The organism is Pseudomonas sp. B424 (assembly GCF_055408345.1).
The window spans coordinates 18,228-36,788 of record NZ_JBUZTL010000035.1 but is presented as its reverse complement, the minus strand read 5'-3'; the positions used below and the strand labels follow the sequence as shown (position 1 = coordinate 36,788).

Below are 18,561 nucleotides of genomic sequence, written 5' to 3'. Positions count from 1 at the left end.
TGATGACGAGCGAAAGAACACAACATCAACCGCCCCCTTGATCACAATTTTGCTAACTGGGTGGATGGGGCGCTCTTCCTTCTCGTAGTTGGCAGCACGCTCCCATGCGGAATCGCGATGGTTGGCATCCTGGTGCGTCAAAGGGCTGGATTGGCTCATCATCTATCCTTTGTGATTTATTTTGAGTGACTTTGCCATAGCTCGACTCAGGGTTAATCATAGTGAATAATAATGAGCTGTCAATCGATCCGTCAGGTTGGGCTATGCCTCAACCTGGCGTCAGACCGGACGACCGAAGTACGTCAAGATAGGGGCTATTTCGGCTTTTCCTGACGTTTCCCTACAAACCTCTATGACTTCAACCTGACAGGCCACGGCTTCAGGCTGCTTGGTTGTCATTGGGTTTATCAAAACTTGAAGAAGTGGCGGGCTGCCGCTATTAGTTAAGATTCACTCAACACAAGGACGCGACGATGATTCAGAGATTTGTTGTTGTTCCTGCGATCCCCATCGAAACAGGATCGATTCGTAATGGAACTCGCTTTCACTCCACTACAGTTCCTGGCGGGTTTGATATTTATGACAATCAAGATAAGCAGCGATTGCAGTTCACCTACCCGACACAGATAGAAGCAGATGCTGAATGCGAAAGACTGAACATGGAGCACTATCAAACCTCTATGACAACACCTACCGGCATCAGCTCACCATGATCTAGTCGTTCTCTGCTCAACGGTGTGGACTGAAAACAAAAGCCCCGGCATCTTGACGGGGCTTTTGTTGAGGGGATCTGATCCTTCAGCTCCCACGATTGTAGTCAAGAAATGAAAGGCAAACCGAGCAAGTGCAAACACTCTGACAGAGACATGCCCGAACTTTGCGGGTCACAGGGCCTATCGTACGATTTTTTCCGTTTTCTCTATGCACCCCTTCTCTGTACCCCCGATTGAACATAGGGTGCGTTACCCGCAACGCGAGCCGGTGTGACCCCGCCGCTGTGCGTGTTCGGCCTCGCCGAAACGGCTCTCGTAAACCAAGCCCCGGCCAAAAGCGCGCCGGGTCTTGGCCCTTCGGGCTTCGATCCTCACGCCTTCGCCCGTCCCGGGCTGCGCGCTCCGCTTGCACCAGGTCAACGTCCCCCACTCTTTATATCGATACAGGGAAAAAGCCGATAGCCCGGGCGATGCAACAGCCCGCGTCCTGGATCTGCGCACGACTCAGGAAATCACCCTGCAGTTATCCACCGCCCGGGCAAGAAACCTCCCGGCCCGTGGATAACTGCATCGCTCGCTCTGGCCTCTGACGGGCCCCGCTCGCTGGGCGATTTTTCATGCGCTGGCCATTGCATCGGAATGCCTTCGGCGACCAAAGGGGTGCCCCCCTTGGATCCGCAAGTTGGAATGGTTCGGGCTTCGCCCGCGATCTGCGCGGGCCTATTCGCCGCTCTCAGCCGCCACCTCTGGCGGGACTTCGACCAGCTCTTTCGAGTCCACAAACGGGACTGCGCACTCAATACATTGAATCCGACCGCTAAGCCCCGGTTTGCCCCATAGATTCAGGTGGCAACTCGGACAGGTGTACTTGCGCTTGTTCTTCGGGTCTTCCTTGCCAGGATCTGGCTGCAGCAAACCCGCCGAGGTCAGCGCCGATATATCTATCGTCGGATCTTCCGGCGTACCTGGCACCGGCTCGCCGCCAGGCCCGTAGAGCAGCACTGCCGACATAGGAACCCGTTTGGTTACCACGTCGATCCAGGACAACATGCGGCCCTGTTCGATCAGTTCCTTGCTGGAAAGATCGAACGGCCCGCCCTCGATGATGTAGTGCGTCATCTGCTGGCCATGACGTTTCCCGCCAGGCTCGCCGGTGTCGGACGGCATCAGCCCGATGGACTGCATTTTGTTCGCCCATTCCGCGTTGTGATACCCGGATCGGGAGCGCTTGCCGAAATGGGCCTGCCACTGGTGGACTTGCTCATGTGCCAGTGTGGATAGGGTCTGCTCTACGCGACGGTGCGCGAAATATGCAGGGTTCAGCGCAATCTCATCGCTCTTTCCTTCGCCGTTCCGGCGAAGAAAGCGCGACTCAGAGTAGTACCCGAACGTGTTGCTTTTGCGCTGCAACGTGAACAGACAGCCAGGGAGTTGGCCATCAAACAGCACCTCGTTGAAGTACGCATAGGCGCCTTCGATTTCTTCGTACAGTTCCTGACTGGCAGTTGCGGTCATGTGTCCTCCTTTTCTCGCACGCGAGAAATCCCCCCTGGCCTGATCGCCTACGGGGGGAGGGTTGTGGCAATACGGAAAGTTTATCCTGTATCGTACGATACAGGATAAACCCCAATAAAAGGGGGCGCCCCCCTTACATTGTTGCCAGTCGATACCCGATGAAAGCACCCACGGCACCGGCGACAATCGCTGATACCAACGCCGTAAGCGTGAACGCCAAGAACCAACGGCGCAGCCCTCCGGCTGCTAGGATCAGCGGCGCCGAACTGCGGTTCAGCTCGTTACCGATCCTGGCGGCGGCCTCACGGCCAGCCTGCAGCAACGCCACCTGCTGGGTTTCCATCATTGACTCGAAGTTCAACCGCGTCTGCAGCAACGCCTTGGCCGCGCCGTCCTTGATCGCCTGGTCCAGTTTCGCCCCCAGTTCGCCGTCCACTTCTTCGAGACGGCGCACCAGGGCGTCAATGTCTTCCATCATCTGAACCGCCAACGCTTCGCGGGCGGTTGTCGGATCCTTGCCCATCGCCGTTACTTCCCTTTCCCGAACAGCGCCGCGTACACGTCATCGAGGTTCTTCCAGGCCGACTTAGCCAGGCGCTGAACCGATATCATCCGTATGGCGTGCTCCTTGTCTTCTTCGGTCTTCGCGTCTTTCAACTGCTCACGGTACGGCGTGGTGTCTTTCACGACCTCGGAAATGTTTTTCTTGAACGCACGCAGCCGCTCGAACACCTCGTTGGAATAGATCACCGCGTCAGGGTTGAGGGTGAATTTCTTCTCCAGCTTGTGAAAGCCGAACACCGCCGAGAAGGTTTGCGGCAGGTCGTCTGCATCGTCAATCTGCACCTTGTTGAACACGACCAGGATTCGCTTGGCTGGTACGCCAAGCGCCGATAGCGTCTTGATCGTGTTGATCGTGTCGGCCTGCTGCTTCTTCTCGCTGACCGTGGGCACCAGGAAGTAATCGAACTCTTCCTGCGAGCCAGCGAACTGCCCCATGTACTTGAAGAAGTCTTCGACGTTCGAGGCTCCCACGTCGACCACAGCTTTGCTCTCGACCATCAGCCATTCTTGCAGCTCGCCGAACTGACGCCCCTTCATACGCTCGATCTCGGCGGCAGTGTCAGAAGCCCCCGCGTTGATTGTCTCGATGGCGAAGCGCGGCGCGTCCATCCGGGGCGACAACAACTGATCAGATACAGTCGTCTTGCCGGTGTTGCCGCTGAAATTCACTACGGCGATTTTACTCATGTGCGTCTCCTTCTGCTTGGGCTCGCACTCTCGTAGCGAGCCAGTTCTGAGGCGTTCACATCATCCCCAGGGTTCATGATCTTGCTCAATTCGTTCGGCGCCATTATTGGCGCCGGTAGATCCTGACTTTCCGTCTTTGTATCGTACGATACAATTTCCAGCTTTTCGGCGGTTGCCTCTGGCACTACCGCAGCTGACTGCGAATTTGGCACATTTGCCGGTGCTTCGACCGTTCCGGCCTTGACCGACTTGCGATACCGATACAGGTAACTTTTCAGCGTCTCCATGCTGATCTCGATCCCCTGCTCCTTGAGCACATTCAGGATCGCTTGGCGTCTAACTCCCGCCTTCAATTGCTGCTCGATAATCGGCATCACCTGGCGTATTTGTGCCGCCTTGGTTTCCGGTTCAACTGCCTGCAATGCAGTCGCTAGGTCTAGCTTTGCCATATTGCACCCTATATGCACCCTTATTGCTCTCTTTGTGCATCCTACTTACCCCCTACACATAGTCAAGCTAAACCCTTCCTGCATCCATTGTGCAGCCTTACAGCACCCACCTTGCACCCTACCTGTACCCTCTTCTACGGTCTTCGACCTAAATGATGGATACGCCCTTAACAAGAGCATAATTTTTGATCCTTAACAGGATCAAAATCTTAATACACATCACGCACCTCCCTAGCGGGAGGTCAGCCCAGCATATACAGTGCTTCCAGTGGGTTTTGCCTGAATGCACATGTGATACAGATGTATTACAAATATACAATATGGACCATATTTTAATAGTGTTTTGTGTATTACATTTGTTATACATGAACTCGAAGACCTGGACCCCTCCATTTCAAGGGGGGATTTTGACCGCCATGAGGGGGCAATGTGGGGAAGACCGTACCGATACGTTTGAACGATGAGCAGCTGGCCAGGGTCGAGGAATCGGCTGCTTTGGCAGGCTACAAACACCTGTCCACCTACATGCGTGATCGTCTGCTTGAGCCGTCCAAAGTGGACAGCCACCAGGGCGGAATCGACCAGTGGGCAGACCAACAACGAATCATGAGTTTGCTCGAATCACTCGACCAGGCGCAGGCCACTAACCGAACCATTCTGGCCATCGTGGTCTACCTGCTACGACAGAACAGCACGCAAGGAAAGCTCAGCGAGCTGCGTGCCGAACTGTCCGCATTGGGGAGCAACGAGGAAGCATTAGCCGCTCTGTTGCCCGAGTTGGCTAAGGACATTGAACGTCTATCAGGAGAGGACTAGTGCACAAACAAGAAGTCGATAGCGCAATATTGACGGCGGGGATTGCTCTGCCAATCGCCGGTTGGGTCGGCGGCGCCTACCTGGCGCAGATGCCGTTTACACCATTCCCCGGCGCCTTCCGCGAGACATTGCACCAGACACTGCAGAACCCAATCATGGCCGGATGCACGGTGGCCACCTCCGTGGTGGCCGGTGCCCTGGTCTACTACCTCAATGAGTATTGCGACGATGGGTTCCGTGGCGAACGGTTCATTGAGCATTTGCGCGGTTCTCGCATGCGAAATTGGCACTACGTGGACAGCAAAGTCCGTAGACGTAACGCCCAAACCAACCGTGAACGCCGCAAAAGTGGGCTGGAAAACATCGAACCGATCATGGTCGGCAAAGTGCCGATGCCACTGCACCTTGAAGATCGAAACACCATGATTTGCGCGTCCATCGGTGCCGGTAAGTCCGTCACCATGGAAAGCATGATGGTCTCGGCGTTGAAGCGTAACGACAAGATGGCCGTTGTCGATCCCAACGGCACCTTTTACTCAAAGTTCAGTTTCAAAGGCGATGTGATTCTCAACCCCTTCGATGCTCGGTCAGCAGGTTGGACGGTGTTCAACGAGATCAAGGGTGTTCACGACTTCGACCGTATGGCGAAATCCATCATCCCGCCGCAGGTGGATCCAGGTGATGAACAGTGGTGCGCGTATGCCCGTGACGTACTGGCCGACACCATGCGTAAGCTCAAGGAAACCAACAACCCGAACCAGGACACGCTGGTAAACCTGCTGGTTCGGGAGGATGGGGACACCATTCGGGCGTTCTTGGCCAACACCGACTCCGAGGGCTATTTCCGCGACAACGCTGAAAAGGCGATTGCCAGTATTCAGTTCATGATGAACAAGTACATTCGCCCGCTGCGCTTCATGACCAAGGGTAGTTTCTCGATCCATAAGTGGGTGACAGACCCGAATGCGGGCAATCTGTTTATCACCTGGCGGGAGGACATGCGCTCGACCATGCAGCCATTGGTGGCCATGTGGATTGATACGATCTGCGCGACCATCCTCAGCTATGAGCCCATGACCGGGAAACGTCTCTGGATGTTCCTGGACGAGCTGCAGTCGCTGGGCAAACTCGAATCGTTCGTGCCAGCAGCCACCAAAGGCCGGAAACACGGCCTTCGTATGGTTGCCAGTCTGCAGGACTGGTCGCAGTTGATCACCAGCTATGGCCAACACGATGCAGAAACGGTGCTGTCTTGCTTCCGTAATTACGTGATTCTTGCCGCATCCAACGCACAAACCTCGGACAAGGCCAGCGAGATCCTTGGCCAGCAGGAAGTCAGGCGTATGCGTGTCTCTTTCAGCAACGGCCGCAGCAACCGCTCGCCAGAGATCAAGAAAGAGCCCGTGGTCATGGACTCCGAAATCTCAAATTTGAAAGACCTTGAGGCTTATCTGAAATTCGGTGAGGACTTCCCTATCACCAAAATCAAGCTGCCCTATGTGAATCACAAAGAGAGAGCGCAGGGAATAGTCGTTGCCGGTCAGGCTGCGTAACGGAGGTTGCATGCTCAACGTCACGCCGATTCGAGGAAACAACCAGTACGCTGCAGCACGTTATTTCTCTGCTGCAGACGACTACTACGCCAAGGAAACACCCGGCGAGTGGCAAGGCGAAGGTGCCGAACGGCTCGGCCTGGTCGGCCCCGTCGATCAGCTGCAACTGGCCAAACTGCTTGATGGCAAGTTGCCGAACGGCGAGCGGATCCACACCACGTTCAATGCCGAAACCAACAAGCGGCGCATGGGCTTGGACATGACATTCTCGGCGCCGAAATCGGTGTCGATGCAAGCACTCGTCGCCGGCGACAAAAATGTCACCCTGGCTCACGACCGGGCGGTGGCCAAGGCCATGCACCACGTCGAAAAGCTCGCCCAGGCACGGCGCAAGGTACAGGGCAAGTTCCTGCGCGAACGCACGGGGAACATGGTCATTGGCAAGTTTCGCCACGAAATGAGTCGCGGCAAGGATCCCCAACTGCACACCCATGCGGTGATCATGAACATGACGCAGCGCGCCGATGGTAAATGGCGTGCCTTGTTCAACGACGATATTTTCAAGGTTCAGCATGAAGTTGACGCCATGTACAAGGGCCAACTGGCCTTGGAGCTGCGCGAGCTGGGCTACGAGATCCGCGTACTCGATGGCAAAGGCAACTTCGAGCTGAATCACATTTCACGGGAACAGATCGAAGCATTCTCCAGCCGCAGCAAAGTCATTGAAGAAGCGTTGGCCAAGGACGGGAAAACCCGGGCCGACGCGACCACTCTGGAAAAACAAGTTATCTCAATGGCCACCAGGCCGCACAAAGACGAGCGCGACCACGATCTGGTGAAACAGTATTGGGTGACGAAAAGCCGCGAGTTAGGGATCGACTACGGCCCACAAAGCCGATTGGATGGCCGCGAGTATGGTGAATCAGGCCCAGCGTCAGGCGCTGGCCGCGTTCCATCTGATCCCAATCTACCCGCAGGGCTGACACCGGCCCAAGCCGTTGTGCAATACGCAATCAATCACCTGACCGAGCGTGAACAGGTTGTTACCCAGTTGGACCTGTTGACCGTGGCGCTCCAGCGTTCGGTAGGGTTGGCCGGGCCTGACCAGGTACGGGCCGAAATAGCCCGGCTGGTACAACAAGGTACGCTCATAGAGTCAGCACCGGCCTACTCAATGGCACAGCCCACGGAAAACGCGCCCGTGTTGTCGCCTGCAGGTTGGCAAGCTCACCTGCAGGAGTTGAAAGGCTGGACGGACAAGCAGGCAAAACAGTACGTGGCCACCGCCATCGAGCGCGGTTCATTGGTGCCAACCGAGAAGCGCTACACCACACAGAAAGGCTTGAAGCGCGAGAAAGCCATCCTTGCCATTGAGCGCACTGGCCGGGGCCAGGTGACGCCGCTCATGTCCCAGGAGCAGGTCGCTAAAGCACTTGAAGGATCAACCCTCACCGCTGGCCAACGGCAAGCCGTCGAGACCATCGTCAGCACGGAGAATCGGTTTGTCGGCATTCAGGGTGATGCTGGTACGGGCAAAACCTACTCCGTTGAGCGGGCCGTGCAACTGCTCACATCCGTCAACGAGGCAATGAGTTACGGCAAGACAGAGGATCAACTCGGCTATCGAATCCTCGCATTGGCGCCGTATGGGAACCAAGTTGCCGCACTCAAAAACGAGGGGATGGACGCTCATACCCTGGCCAGCTTTTTCAACACCAAAGACAAGACCCTGGACGAGAGGACTATCATTGTTCTCGACGAGGCCGGTGTCGTCGGCGCTCGCCAGATGGAACAGCTCATGCGGCTGGTGGAAAAGTCCGGGGCCCGCCTTGTTCAGCTGGGCGATACCAAACAGACCGAGGCCATCGAGGCGGGAAAACCATTCGCCCAGCTCCAGCAGAACGGCATGCAAACCGCCCGGATCAAGGAGATCCAGCGGCAGAAAGACCCCGAGTTGAAATTAGCCGTCGAGCACGCCGCCGATGGCAATACTCCCAAGTCGCTGCAGCACATCAAGCACATTGAGGAACTGCGCAACCCTATCGATCGACATCAAGCGATCGTCAACGACTACATGCAACTGACTGACCAGGAGCGTAGAGAGGTATTGATCGTTGCCGGTACAAACAAAGACCGCAAAGAGATCAACACTTTGGCGCGCAAGGCATTGGGCCTTGAGGGCCGGGGGGCGAAGTTCGACACGTTGAACCGCGTTGATATGACTCAGGCAGAGCGGCGCTACGCACCGACCTACCAGCAAGGAATGGTCATTCAGCCGGAGAAAGACTACAAAAAAGCGGGCTTGGTTCGTGGCGAGAACTACACCGTCAAACAGGCGTTACCGGGAAACATCCTTGTCGTGACCGGTGCCGATGGCCAGAGCCGTCAGATCAACTCGCGACAGGTTACAAAGCTCAGCGTCTACAAGGCAGAGCGCCCGGAGCTGTCCATTGGCGACCTGGTACGCATCACCCGCAACACGCCATCACTCGACCTCACCAACGGCGACCGGATGCGAGTTATCAGCACAGCCAACGGCATGATCGAGCTGGCTTCGACCAGAGAGCGCGACGGAAAGCCGGAGCGCGTGGTGAAGCTGCCATCGAACAAACCGCTGCACCTGGAACACGCTTATTCCGCGACTGTTCACAGTGCGCAGGGCCTAACCAATGATCGCGTGATGATCTCCGTGAACACCAAGAGCCGTACCACTTCGCTAAATCTGTTCTACGTGGCCATCAGTCGGGCGCGGTTGGAAGCGAGGATCTACACCGATGCTATCGCCGGTTTGCCGGGTTCTATTGCCAAGCGCTACGACAAAACCACGGCACTGGCGCTGCAAAAAGAGCGGGACGCCCAGCGCCTGCAGAAAGCGCACGCCCCGAAAACGGTTGTGGATGGGCCAAAAACCGAGCGAGCTTTGGAACGCGAAAAACGCATGCGGCCCAACAGCCCAAGCGGCGGCATACCAAATTAGTGAACTTTGCCTTATCTCGGCATGCCCCCTATTACCGTGCCATCCGCTCGGCTTTCGCGGTATTGCACAGCGCCACCGAGCATGTGCGCGAGAAGTCCGTCATGCGCCAGGTGACCATCAGCTTGATTCCGCTGTTTGGCATCAACCTGTTCATTCCGAGGCTGGTCGAGTTCCTGGCGCAAAACCCGGAACTGGACATCAACGTCACCTACGCAAACCACCGCAGCTATTCCAGCGAACCAGCCACTGGCCGGGCAATCACAGCGAGCCGCTGATCTCGGGTGCCGTCTCGCCCTATTGCAGCCGCGAATTCCTTCAGCGCCACGCCCCCATCGACTCGCCCCAGGCCTTGAGCCAACTGCCGTTGCTGCACGACGAAGAACGCGGCACCTGGGCCGAATGGTTTCAAGTCGCCGAGGTCAAGCACGCCAGTGCGCTCAATGGCTTGCTGCTCGAAGACGGGCAACTGGCGCTGACCGGCCTGGGTTGCTCGCTGCTGCGCGAGCCGTTGGTGGCGCCGATGTCGCCAGCGGCGAACTGGTAAAGCTGTTCGACCTGCACGTGGATGACGGCCGCCAGTACTACCTGTGCCGGCGCTCCAACAGCGAACTGTCCGACGAAAACCTGAGCTCAAGCGCAGCCTAGTGAAGGCTACGCCAGCAACCGCTGATTGATCACCATTTGCTCACGCCCGCGCGCCACAATCCAACGGTGGAAGTCGCGGCAGTGGGCCTTGTCGAACGCGCCCTTGGCACCCACCAAAAAATACGCCGACGGCAAGGGCAAGGCCCGGGCAAACGGCCTGATCAAACGCCCATCTGACAACGCATCAGCCACCATTGAGTATTGCGCCAGTACCACACCCTGCCCCGCCAATGCGGCCTGGATTGCCATGGCAGACAAGGAATACACGCGGTAGCCATCGCGAATGCTTTCGCAGTCCACCTGTTGGGCCTTGAACCAGTCACGCCACGAAGGCGGCGAGGCAAACTTCGGTAGCCAGTCGATGGACAGCAGCGGATATGCCAGCAGGTCTGCCGGTTTGTTGAGCAGCACATCAGGCCGCAACAACCAAGGGCTGCACACCGGCACCACGCAATCGCGAAACAGTTCGATGGCGTTTTCCGTGGCCACGTAGTCGCCGTAGGTGAAGCGAAAATCGATGTCGTAGCCCTCTGGCGAAGGTTCGGCGTGACTGCCATCGAGAAACAAATTGAGTTCCGGGTGCTCGTCCTGCCAGGCATAGATGTGCGGTGCCAACCAATCCGACAGCAATGACGGCAAAGCGCTGATGCGCAGGTTGCTGGCGTTTTTCGACCGCTCGACCTCGACCTGGGCGATGCGCAGGCTCTCGAATGCCGCTGCGCAGCTATCGTGATAACGCTGGCCGGCGGCGGTCAGGCGAATACGCTTGCCGACCTTCAAGGTCAGGCTCAAGCCCAGGGTGTCTTCCAGCAGTTTCATTTGTTGGCTGACGGCACCGGCCGAGATACCCAGACGCTTGGCGGCCTCGACAATGCCGCCGAAACGTCCCACGGCTTCAAAAACCTGCAGCGCGCGCAGGGAAGGCAAGCTGTTCATCATCATCTCCATAGCAATCGACGGTTTTATACTTTAGCTGAGCTATAGCAAGCCACAGTTTTCGACATTTTTTGTATATGAAAAGCCTCGTATTCTGGCTTTGGCGGGTATTTACCTGTCCCGGTCAGGAGACGCCCCATGTTGTTACGCAAGACCCGATACGGTGCAGCCTCTGATGTAACCATGCGTACCAAAAAACCATAGTGGCCCGGCGACTCAGCCACCCCGGGCTTATCAGCACCGCGAAAAACAGCACCTTGCAGGCATTTTCCGTGAATTGGCCTGCATTTTGCATTAAATGTATATACAGGTACTATCATATAAAGATTTTTCTGTAATACATCGTTAGCGTTCGATCCGTCAGACAAAGGAAAAACAACAATGAAAAAATTTGTACTCGCCACCGTCTTTGCATTGGCTTCCACCGGCGTCCTGGCCAAGGATTTAAGCGTCATTCGCTTTGGCGTCGATCCGACCTTCGCTCCGTTCGAATCGAAAAACCCCGACGGTCAACTGGTGGGCTTTGACATCGACCTGGGCAACGCCATTTGCGCCGAGCTGAAGGTCAAGTGCGTGTGGGTGGAAAACGCATTCGACAGCATCATCCCGGCGCTGCGGGCGAAAAAGTTCGATGCCGTGTTGTCGGCAATGACCATCAACGACCAGCGCAAAAAAAACGTGGACTTCTCCGACCGTCTCTATAACTCCCCCAACCGTTTGATCGCGAAAAAGGACAGCGGTCTGCTGCCTACGCCAGAATCCCTGAAAGGCAAGCGCGTCGGCGTAGCCCAAGGCACTACCCAAGAGACGTACGTCAAAAAAATCTGGGCGCCTAAAGGGGTGATCATGGTCACCTACCCCAATCAGGACTTGCTGTATCCGGACCTGGTCAGCGGCCGTATCGACGCCAGCCTGACCGATGCCGCCGTGGCCGAACTGGGTTTTTTGCAAACGCCTAAGAACACCGGTTTCGCCTTCGCCGGCGACGCTGTGTACAACCAGGAACTGCTGGGCGAAGGCATTGCCATCGGCCTGCGCAAGAACGAGCCGCAGCTGATGGAAGCCATCAACCGGGCACTGGCCGAAATGCACAAGAACGGCACCTACGACACCATCCAGAAGAAGTACTTCACCTTCGACATCTACAACTAAAAGCCCTGCGCTTGACCGGTGCCGGAACGCTCGCGGCTTGGTGATCCGGCGCCTTGCCCATCCATTTCGCGCAAGGGCCGGCCCCCGGGCCGCCCTTGCCAACGGAGAGACAGAACATGCTTTTACAGGGCTATGGTTCGCTCATTCTCGAAGGTACGTTGGCGACCATCCAGCTGGCACTGATGTCCATGGTACTGGCCGTCACGCTGGGCCTGATCGGCGCATCAGCCAAACTATCGAAACAACCGCTGCTGCGTCACCTGGCCGCCGGCTACACCACGCTGATTCGCAGCGTGCCGGACCTGGTGATCATGTTGTTGCTGTTCTTCAGCCTGCAGATCTGGCTGAACAACCTGACTGAATGGCTGGACACCGAACAGATTGACATCAACCCCTTCGCGGCCGGGGTGCTGACCCTGGGTTTCATCTACGGTGCCTATTTCACCGAGACCTTCCGCGGCGCTTTTCAGTCCGTGCCAGCCGGCCAGTTGGAAGCTGCCGTGGCCTACGGCATGAATCGTCGGCAGGTGTTTGTGCGGGTGCTGTTTCCACAAATGATGCGCTTCGCCCTACCGGGAATCGGCAACAACTGGCAGGTGTTGATCAAGGCCACGGCGCTGGTGTCGATCATTGGTTTGATCGATATCGTCAAAGTCACCCAGGACGCGGGCAAGAACTCCATGGACCTGTTTTTCTTCAGCGTGGTCGGCGGCCTGATCTACCTGGCCCTGACCACCGTTTCCAACGGCGTGCTGATGTGGCTTGAACGCCGCTACTCGGTGGGCGTCAGAGGTGCGCAGCTATGATCGATATCGTCCAGGAGTACTGGAAAGCCTACCTTTGGTTTGACGGCTACCAACTCTCAGGCGTGGCCATGACCCTCTGGCTGCTAGTCGCTTCCATCGCCATCGGCGGCACCCTGGCCGTGCCGCTGGCCGTGGCACGAGTCTCGTCCAATCCGCTGCTGCGCATGCCCGTATGGTTCTACACCTACGTGTTTCGCGGCACGCCGTTGTATATCCAACTGCTAATCCTCTACACCGGGATCTACAGCTTGCAAGTGGTGCGCGACCAACCGACCCTCGATGCGTTTTTTCGCGAGGGCATGAACTGCACCCTGCTGGCCTTTGCCCTCAACACGTGCGCCTACACCACGGAGATTTTCGCCGGCGCCATCCGCGCCACGCCCTATGGCGAGATCGAAGCAGGCCGCGCCTATGGCATGTCCACCTTCACCCTGTACCGGCGAATCATCCTGCCCTCGGCATTGCGCCGTTCGCTGCCGTACTACAGCAACGAAGTGATCCTGATGCTGCACTCCACCACTCTCGCCTTCACCGCCACCGTGCCCGATCTATTGAAGGTCGCTCGCGACGTCAACTCTGCGACCTACTCCTCGTTCGAAGCCTTCGGCCTGGCGGCGGTGCTGTACGCGCTGATGGTGTTTACCCTGGTCTGGCTGTTTCGTCGCTGCGAAGTGCGCTGGCTGGCCTTCTTGCAACCGCAGGCGCATTGAGTGACCGTCCTTTTGGAGACATCGAACATGTATAAGCTAAGCGTAGATGAGCTGCACAAGAAATACGGCGACCACGAAGTACTCAAGGGCGTATCGCTCAAGGCCAAAGCTGGCGACGTAATCAGCATCATTGGCTCCAGCGGCTCGGGCAAAAGCACCTTCCTGCGTTGCATCAACTTCCTGGAACAGCCGTGCGCCGGAACCATCACGGTAAACAACGAGCAAATCCGCACCAAACAGGATCTCAACGGCGCGCTGCGGGTGGCCGACCCGCGTCAGCTGCAAAAAGTGCGCACCAAACTGGCGATGGTGTTCCAGCACTTCAACCTGTGGCAGCACATGACCGTGCTGGAGAACATCATCGAAGCACCGGTGCATGTGCTGGGCGTCAAGCGCAAGGACGCAGAGGCACGCGCGCGGCAGTACCTGCATAAAGTCGGTCTGGACCCGAGCGTTGAGAAAAAATACCCGTCCCACCTGTCCGGCGGCCAGCAGCAAAGGGTCGCCATTGCCCGTGCCTTGGCCATGGAACCGGAAGTGATGTTGTTCGACGAACCCACTTCCGCGCTGGATCCGGAACTGGTGGGCGAGGTGCTGAAAGTGATGCAGGCCCTGGCCGAGGAAGGTCGCACCATGGTCGTGGTCACCCACGAGATGGGGTTTGCGCGCAACGTCTCCAACCATGTGATGTTCCTGCACCAAGGCCGGGTTGAAGAGCAAGGTCCGCCGGGTGAAGTGCTGGTCAGTCCGCAAAGCGAGCGCTTGACCCAGTTCCTCTCCGGCCGCCTGAAGTAACCCCATTTCGACAGGAGACAACCATGAGTAACGGTTTTCCATCACACCGCAGCTTTACCCAGCAGCGTGAACAATTCCTCGCCGCCGCCGAGGCCGTCGGCGCCCGTCTTAGCCATTACCCGCACCCATTGCGCGGCCCGTTCGCCGAGGCCCTGGGCACAGATGTGGCCCTGCTCGGCAACCCCCAGGCCAAACGGGTGTTGGTGGCCTTGAGCGGCACCCACGGCGTGGAAGGTTATTACGGCTCGGATTGCCAGCGCCAATGGCTGCAAACCTTCAGGGAGCGCAGCCTGCCCGACGACGTCGCGGTACTGATGATCCACTTGATCAACCCGTGGGGCACGGCCTGGATGCGTCGGGTCAACGAGGACAACATCGACCTCAACCGCAACTACCTGGACTTCACTAAGACACCACCCGACAACGCGGCTTATGAAACTCTGCACCCGATCTACACCTGTACCCAACTGCGTGGCCCCGAACGTGAGCGCGCCGATGCCCAGCTCAATGAACGGATCAGCCGCGAGGGCTGGTCGGCGGTGATGTCGATTGTCGAGGCCGGTCAGTATCGCCATCCCGATGGCCTGTTCTACGGCGGTAACAGCTCAAGTTGGTCGAACCAGACCCTGCACCGGATCCTCGGCGAACACCTGGCACACGCCGAGGTCGCGATGTGCTTCGACCTGCACACCGGCGCGGGCGATTATGGCCATCCGATGTTGATGACCATTGCCCAGGCCTCGTACCCGGCACTGCCCCAGGCCCAGGTGTTGTTCGGGCCCTGGCTGTTCACCCTGATGACCAGCGCCAACAGCCAGAGTGACACCGGCGTTGCTGCCACTGCCACCGGTTACACCTCCCAGGCCATCATCAACGCCTTGCCTCATGTGCAACTGATGCCGTTCGTGATCGAGTGCGGCACCTACCCTGGTCAACAAATCCATGCGGTGCTGCGCGACGATCAGTGGCTGCACCTACGCGGCGACCCAACCGGCCCCGAAGCACGGCAGATCAAGTTGCAACTGCTTGAACAATTCTTCCCCGCGGACAGCGACTGGCAAGAGTTGGTGTGGGTGCGAACGCGGCAGATCTGGGAACGGGCGTTGTCCGCGATAGGCACGCGCGGCGGTCTGTAAAACGCACAGCACCCAGTGTGGGAGCGAGCAAGCTAGCTCCCACAGGAGATGTTCGTGGGGACGCGATAAACACTTAAGAGAACCTAAACCAAATATCAGTTTTATCCATCTATTCTTACTCAACTGGCCTCTCGTATTCTGGATCCGTCGTTAGCCACGATCCGAAGAATAATAAGGAGAGACCCCATGTTTATGCGCAACGCCTGGTATGTCGCCGCCAGTGAAACCGAACTCGGTGAGCAACTGTTTGCGGTCAAGCTGCTGAATGAGGCGGTAGTGCTTTACCGCAAAGGCGATGGCACCCCGGTCGCCCTAGAAGATGCCTGCCCGCATCGCAAACTGCCGTTGTCCTTAGGGCGGCGCCAAGGTGACGACATCGAATGCGGTTACCACGGCCTAACCTTCGACTGCTCGGGCAGTTGCGTGCGCGCCCCCGGCAGTAAGCACGTTCCCCAAGGCGCCAAGGTGCGCAGTTATCCGCTGGCCGTGCGCTACGGCCTGATCTGGATCTGGATGGGCGATGCCGAGCTGGCCGACGCCAGCAAGATTTGCCACGTGCCCGAATGGGGCGATCCGGCCTGGGGCCTGAATCGTGGCGACAGCATGGTCATCCCCTGCAACTACCTGTACATGACCGACAACCTGCTCGACCCCTCCCACGTGGCCTGGGTTCACCAGTCCTCCTTTGGCAGCGCCGCATGCGCCCAGGAGCCGCTGCAAACTACGGTGACAGACGTCGGCGTGATCGTGTCGCGGTGGATGCGCGACATCGAAGTGGCGCCGTTCTACGCCAAGTTCGTCAAGTTCAGCGGCAACTGTGACCGCAAGCAGCATTACGAAGTGCACTACCCGGCCCAGGCCATCATCAAGGCCATCTTCACCCCGGCCGGCACCGGATCGGATGCCGGGCCGGTGCACGAACAGGTGTTCTTGATGAACTCCTACAACTTCATGACCCCCATCGATGAGTCCACCACCCGCTACTACTGGTTCCAGGTGCGCAACTTCGACCAGGACAACGAGGAAGTCTCGCGCCAGTTCGATGAGGACGTACGTCACGCTTTCGCCGAAGACCGCGTGGTGCTCGCCGCCGTCCATCAAGGCATGGCCAACAAGTGCAGCCCCAATATCGACCTGGCCTCCGACTCGGGACCCCTGCGTTTCCGGCGTAACCTGGCCAAATTGATTGCCCAGGAACAACCTGCGGACTTGATCCCGCTGGTACAAGGCCAGACCGCAAACAGCGGGGGTTTGAGATGAGCAGCCAACCCCAAGGTTTCAAGGCTTGGCGGGTGATCGAGAAAACGCCGGAAAGCGCGGTCATTACCTCCTTCGTCCTCGCGCCGCAGGACGGTCCTGCACCCATGGACTTTCGTCCGGGGCAGTTCCTCACGGTGCGGCTGGTGTTGGGCGACGGCACTCGAGTGCTGCGTAACTACAGCGTCAGTGCCCTCACGGACAACCCGCTCCAGGTACGAATTTCGGTCAAGCGTGAACCCGCCCCGTTCGATCGCCAAGACCTGCCGGCCGGACAAGGTTCCAACCACCTGCACGACGGCGTGCGGGTTGGCGACGTACTCGACATCGCAGGCCCATCCGGCACCTTTGTGCTGGACGAGCAAAGTCCAAGGCCGGTGGTGCTGTTCAGCGGCGGCGTCGGTTTGACGCCCATGCTGAGCATGCTGCATCGCCTGAGCGGCCAGTCGATGCGCCCGGTGCACTTTCTGCACGCCTGCGAAAACGGCGCGGTGCATGGGTTTCGCGATGAAGTGCTGGCCCTGGCCGACCGGCGCCCGGGCATTGAAGTGCACTTCTGTTATCGCAATCCGAGCGAGGCGGATCGTGACCGCTTTCACAGCCAGGGCCTGATCAGTCGCCAAACCCTGCAAAGCCTGCTGCCGTTGGACGACTATGATATCTACCTGTGCGGCCCCAGACTTTTCATGCAGGCCAACTGGCGGCTGTTGCGCAGCCTTGGGGTGGCCCGCGAACGAATTCATTACGAGTTTTTTGGCCCGGCGACGGTGCTTGAGGAAGACGACGTCAGTCCAGCGCCGCCACCTGAGCCGACGCTGAGCGAACCTGTGGCAAAGGACGGTGCCGTAAGTGTCTGCTTCATGCCGTCCGGCACCCGCGTAGCCTGGGATGAAAACTGCCATTCATTGCTCGAATTGGCCGAACAGGCGGGCCTGACTCCGGCGTTCAATTGCCGGGCGGGCTTGTGCAATACCTGCCAGGTGAGCTTGCGCGAAGGTACGGTCGAGTACTTCGACGACCCGCTGGACGCTCCGCAAAACGGTGACATCCTGTTGTGCTGCACGCGGCCCACCAGTGCGATCACGGTGCAACTGCGCCAATAGTAAGCGCCGTAGGCGAAGTCGGCCGCGTGTCTGATGCTGGGCGCGAAAAATCAGATCCAATATTTGGGTACCCGTCTTGGCTATAAGCGTCAGGGCATGGCGCCCAGCAGTTGAGCGCGCTTCTTCGAGGTTGCTGCGGTGATCGGCGACCACCGCCACGTCAACACCGCGTTGCTTGGCGGCAACCAGCGCTCGGGTAACGTCTGGACTGGTGAAGACGTACGCAGCAACGCGGATAGAGCTGGTGGCCGCGTAAATGGTGCGCAAGACTAGTTTCTGTGCAGAGCCCTCGGGCTAGAAACCGACCTCGATGCGACGGCTTGCGTCGCCCTCGTTGTCAGCAGCCAGGGCCAGCACTTGCAGGCTGCCCCCCGCGACCAGTGCCATCGTCAACGCCAGTGGCTTGAAAACTCTAGAAACCATGTTCTACAGGCCCCCAAATATCGTTGGCCTTTTTAGTCAAACCCTCATCGTCCTTGCAGGACTCAACAGTCTCCCCCCGTGCGGCTTTCGTGCGCGAAGGACTGAAATGTCCGTGCTTGTAACGCTTGATACTGAAATATTTCTGGATGTACTTGTCGCAGTCACCATCGCGGGTCATGCCAAGTAGACAAAGAACAGCACCGCAAGCGTCGGGGTTACTGTCATGGCCATAGGGCGGCTGGACCGGTTCATCAGCAACGGCTGGACCTGACAGCAATAACGCTCCCAGCAAAAAAACGGATGGAAGTTTTTGCATAAATCCCC

The 18,561-nt window shown here is 57.9% G+C and carries 18 protein-coding genes and 2 pseudogenes; 12 read left to right on the top strand and 8 right to left on the bottom strand.

The window, feature by feature from the left end; all coding sequences use genetic code 11:
* The first annotated feature begins 473 nt into the window (after nucleotides 1-473).
* Nucleotides 474-713 carry a hypothetical protein gene (locus ACZRMS_RS24365; protein ID WP_081791613.1) on the top strand — a complete coding sequence of 80 codons (240 nt, stop codon included), beginning with the start codon at nucleotides 474-476 and terminating at the stop codon, nucleotides 711-713.
* A gap of 720 nt (nucleotides 714-1,433) precedes the next feature.
* Here ACZRMS_RS24365 and ACZRMS_RS24360 read toward each other — a convergent pair.
* The 4 genes from ACZRMS_RS24360 to ACZRMS_RS24345 all read right to left on the bottom strand — a co-directional run bounded on the left by ACZRMS_RS24360 (nucleotide 1,434) and on the right by ACZRMS_RS24345 (nucleotide 3,928).
* Nucleotides 1,434-2,228 carry a SprT-like domain-containing protein gene (locus ACZRMS_RS24360; protein WP_048377547.1) on the bottom strand — a complete coding sequence of 265 codons (795 nt, stop codon included), beginning with the start codon at nucleotides 2,226-2,228 and terminating at the stop codon, nucleotides 1,434-1,436.
* A 133-nt stretch (nucleotides 2,229-2,361) separates the two neighbouring features.
* The gene (locus tag ACZRMS_RS24355; protein WP_048377548.1) at nucleotides 2,362-2,751 is read right to left on the bottom strand and encodes a hypothetical protein; all 390 of its coding nucleotides are present in this window, start codon (nucleotides 2,749-2,751) and stop codon (nucleotides 2,362-2,364) included.
* 5 nt (nucleotides 2,752-2,756) lie between these two features.
* Nucleotides 2,757-3,479 (bottom strand): StbB family protein, encoded by a 723-nt coding sequence (gene stbB, locus ACZRMS_RS24350; RefSeq protein WP_048377549.1) that lies wholly within the window; start codon nucleotides 3,477-3,479, stop codon nucleotides 2,757-2,759.
* Nucleotides 3,476-3,928 (bottom strand): hypothetical protein, encoded by a 453-nt coding sequence (locus ACZRMS_RS24345; protein WP_048377550.1) that lies wholly within the window; start codon nucleotides 3,926-3,928, stop codon nucleotides 3,476-3,478. The genes stbB and ACZRMS_RS24345 overlap by 4 nt, the downstream gene beginning before the upstream one ends.
* Nucleotides 3,929-4,357: 429 nt before the next feature.
* Between ACZRMS_RS24345 and ACZRMS_RS24340 the strand changes: the two genes are divergently transcribed.
* The 4 genes and pseudogenes from ACZRMS_RS24340 to ACZRMS_RS24325 form a co-directional block, all read left to right on the top strand.
* Nucleotides 4,358-4,744 (top strand): hypothetical protein, encoded by a 387-nt coding sequence (locus tag ACZRMS_RS24340; protein ID WP_048377551.1) that lies wholly within the window; start codon nucleotides 4,358-4,360, stop codon nucleotides 4,742-4,744.
* Complete coding sequence (locus ACZRMS_RS24335; RefSeq protein ID WP_048377552.1) at nucleotides 4,744-6,297, top strand: type IV secretion system DNA-binding domain-containing protein; 1,554 nt, start codon at nucleotides 4,744-4,746, stop codon at nucleotides 6,295-6,297. Before ACZRMS_RS24340 ends, ACZRMS_RS24335 begins: the two co-directional genes overlap by 1 nt.
* 10 nt (nucleotides 6,298-6,307) lie before the next feature.
* Nucleotides 6,308-9,274: a MobF family relaxase gene (gene mobF, locus ACZRMS_RS24330; RefSeq protein ID WP_048377553.1), complete on the top strand. Its 2,967-nt coding sequence runs from the start codon at nucleotides 6,308-6,310 to the stop codon at nucleotides 9,272-9,274.
* A 29-nt stretch (nucleotides 9,275-9,303) separates the two neighbouring features.
* Nucleotides 9,304-9,919: pseudogene (locus tag ACZRMS_RS24325) on the top strand (LysR substrate-binding domain-containing protein); the annotation flags it as partial.
* Between the two features lie 6 nt (nucleotides 9,920-9,925).
* Here the strand turns inward: ACZRMS_RS24325 and ACZRMS_RS24320 are convergent.
* Nucleotides 9,926-10,855 carry a LysR substrate-binding domain-containing protein gene (locus tag ACZRMS_RS24320; RefSeq protein WP_009682420.1) on the bottom strand — a complete coding sequence of 310 codons (930 nt, stop codon included), beginning with the start codon at nucleotides 10,853-10,855 and terminating at the stop codon, nucleotides 9,926-9,928.
* 381 nt (nucleotides 10,856-11,236) lie between these two features.
* On the opposite strand from ACZRMS_RS24320, the gene ACZRMS_RS24315 reads away from it, so the two are divergent.
* The 7 genes from ACZRMS_RS24315 to ACZRMS_RS24285 all read left to right on the top strand — a co-directional run bounded on the left by ACZRMS_RS24315 (nucleotide 11,237) and on the right by ACZRMS_RS24285 (nucleotide 17,814).
* Complete coding sequence (locus tag ACZRMS_RS24315; protein ID WP_009682421.1) at nucleotides 11,237-12,007, top strand: ABC transporter substrate-binding protein; 771 nt, start codon at nucleotides 11,237-11,239, stop codon at nucleotides 12,005-12,007.
* Nucleotides 12,008-12,123: 116 nt separating this feature from the next.
* Nucleotides 12,124-12,813 carry an ABC transporter permease gene (locus tag ACZRMS_RS24310; RefSeq protein ID WP_009682422.1) on the top strand — a complete coding sequence of 230 codons (690 nt, stop codon included), beginning with the start codon at nucleotides 12,124-12,126 and terminating at the stop codon, nucleotides 12,811-12,813.
* Nucleotides 12,810-13,523 (top strand): ABC transporter permease, encoded by a 714-nt coding sequence (locus tag ACZRMS_RS24305; protein ID WP_009682423.1) that lies wholly within the window; start codon nucleotides 12,810-12,812, stop codon nucleotides 13,521-13,523. The genes ACZRMS_RS24310 and ACZRMS_RS24305 overlap by 4 nt, the downstream gene beginning before the upstream one ends.
* 27 nt (nucleotides 13,524-13,550) lie before the next feature.
* Nucleotides 13,551-14,318, top strand: a complete 768-nt coding sequence (locus tag ACZRMS_RS24300; RefSeq protein WP_009682424.1) for an ABC transporter ATP-binding protein — start codon at nucleotides 13,551-13,553, stop codon at nucleotides 14,316-14,318.
* Nucleotides 14,319-14,341: 23 nt separating this feature from the next.
* Entirely contained in the window at nucleotides 14,342-15,454 is a 1,113-nt protein-coding gene (locus ACZRMS_RS24295; protein WP_095003307.1) for a DUF2817 domain-containing protein, read from the top strand.
* A 186-nt stretch (nucleotides 15,455-15,640) separates the two neighbouring features.
* The gene (locus tag ACZRMS_RS24290; protein WP_009682426.1) at nucleotides 15,641-16,714 is read left to right on the top strand and encodes an aromatic ring-hydroxylating dioxygenase subunit alpha; all 1,074 of its coding nucleotides are present in this window, start codon (nucleotides 15,641-15,643) and stop codon (nucleotides 16,712-16,714) included.
* Nucleotides 16,711-17,814 carry an FAD-binding oxidoreductase gene (locus tag ACZRMS_RS24285; protein ID WP_009682427.1) on the top strand — a complete coding sequence of 368 codons (1,104 nt, stop codon included), beginning with the start codon at nucleotides 16,711-16,713 and terminating at the stop codon, nucleotides 17,812-17,814. Before ACZRMS_RS24290 ends, ACZRMS_RS24285 begins: the two co-directional genes overlap by 4 nt.
* A gap of 120 nt (nucleotides 17,815-17,934) precedes the next feature.
* Here the strand turns inward: ACZRMS_RS24285 and ACZRMS_RS24280 are convergent.
* The 3 genes and pseudogenes from ACZRMS_RS24280 to ACZRMS_RS24270 form a co-directional block, all read right to left on the bottom strand.
* Nucleotides 17,935-18,081, bottom strand: a pseudogene (locus ACZRMS_RS24280) (phospholipase D-like domain-containing protein); the annotation flags it as partial.
* Nucleotides 18,082-18,108: 27 nt separating this feature from the next.
* Nucleotides 18,109-18,237 (bottom strand): hypothetical protein, encoded by a 129-nt coding sequence (locus ACZRMS_RS24275; RefSeq protein ID WP_254925078.1) that lies wholly within the window; start codon nucleotides 18,235-18,237, stop codon nucleotides 18,109-18,111.
* Nucleotides 18,227-18,553: a TrbM/KikA/MpfK family conjugal transfer protein gene (locus ACZRMS_RS24270; RefSeq protein ID WP_053070061.1), complete on the bottom strand. Its 327-nt coding sequence runs from the start codon at nucleotides 18,551-18,553 to the stop codon at nucleotides 18,227-18,229. Before ACZRMS_RS24270 ends, ACZRMS_RS24275 begins: the two co-directional genes overlap by 11 nt.
* Nucleotides 18,554-18,561 lie beyond the last annotated feature (8 nt).

Excerpts from the sequence above, each read along its gene's own strand:
- ACZRMS_RS24315 (WP_009682421.1), top strand. The coding sequence starts at position 11,237 with ATGAAAAAATTTGTACTCGCCACCGTCTTTGCATTGGCTTCCACCGGC.
- mobF (WP_048377553.1), top strand. The coding sequence starts at position 6,308 with ATGCTCAACGTCACGCCGATTCGAGGAAACAACCAGTACGCTGCAGCA.
- ACZRMS_RS24365 (WP_081791613.1), top strand. The coding sequence starts at position 474 with ATGATTCAGAGATTTGTTGTTGTTCCTGCGATCCCCATCGAAACAGGA.
- ACZRMS_RS24290 (WP_009682426.1), top strand. The coding sequence starts at position 15,641 with ATGTTTATGCGCAACGCCTGGTATGTCGCCGCCAGTGAAACCGAACTC.
- stbB (WP_048377549.1), bottom strand. The coding sequence starts at position 3,479 with ATGAGTAAAATCGCCGTAGTGAATTTCAGCGGCAACACCGGCAAGACG.
- ACZRMS_RS24285 (WP_009682427.1), top strand. The coding sequence starts at position 16,711 with ATGAGCAGCCAACCCCAAGGTTTCAAGGCTTGGCGGGTGATCGAGAAA.
- ACZRMS_RS24295 (WP_095003307.1), top strand. The coding sequence starts at position 14,342 with ATGAGTAACGGTTTTCCATCACACCGCAGCTTTACCCAGCAGCGTGAA.
- ACZRMS_RS24275 (WP_254925078.1), bottom strand. The coding sequence starts at position 18,237 with ATGGTTTCTAGAGTTTTCAAGCCACTGGCGTTGACGATGGCACTGGTC.
- ACZRMS_RS24270 (WP_053070061.1), bottom strand. The coding sequence starts at position 18,553 with ATGCAAAAACTTCCATCCGTTTTTTTGCTGGGAGCGTTATTGCTGTCA.
- ACZRMS_RS24320 (WP_009682420.1), bottom strand. The coding sequence starts at position 10,855 with ATGAACAGCTTGCCTTCCCTGCGCGCGCTGCAGGTTTTTGAAGCCGTG.
- ACZRMS_RS24360 (WP_048377547.1), bottom strand. The coding sequence starts at position 2,228 with ATGACCGCAACTGCCAGTCAGGAACTGTACGAAGAAATCGAAGGCGCC.
- ACZRMS_RS24305 (WP_009682423.1), top strand. The coding sequence starts at position 12,810 with ATGATCGATATCGTCCAGGAGTACTGGAAAGCCTACCTTTGGTTTGAC.
- ACZRMS_RS24355 (WP_048377548.1), bottom strand. The coding sequence starts at position 2,751 with ATGGGCAAGGATCCGACAACCGCCCGCGAAGCGTTGGCGGTTCAGATG.
- ACZRMS_RS24310 (WP_009682422.1), top strand. The coding sequence starts at position 12,124 with ATGCTTTTACAGGGCTATGGTTCGCTCATTCTCGAAGGTACGTTGGCG.
- ACZRMS_RS24345 (WP_048377550.1), bottom strand. The coding sequence starts at position 3,928 with ATGGCAAAGCTAGACCTAGCGACTGCATTGCAGGCAGTTGAACCGGAA.
- ACZRMS_RS24300 (WP_009682424.1), top strand. The coding sequence starts at position 13,551 with ATGTATAAGCTAAGCGTAGATGAGCTGCACAAGAAATACGGCGACCAC.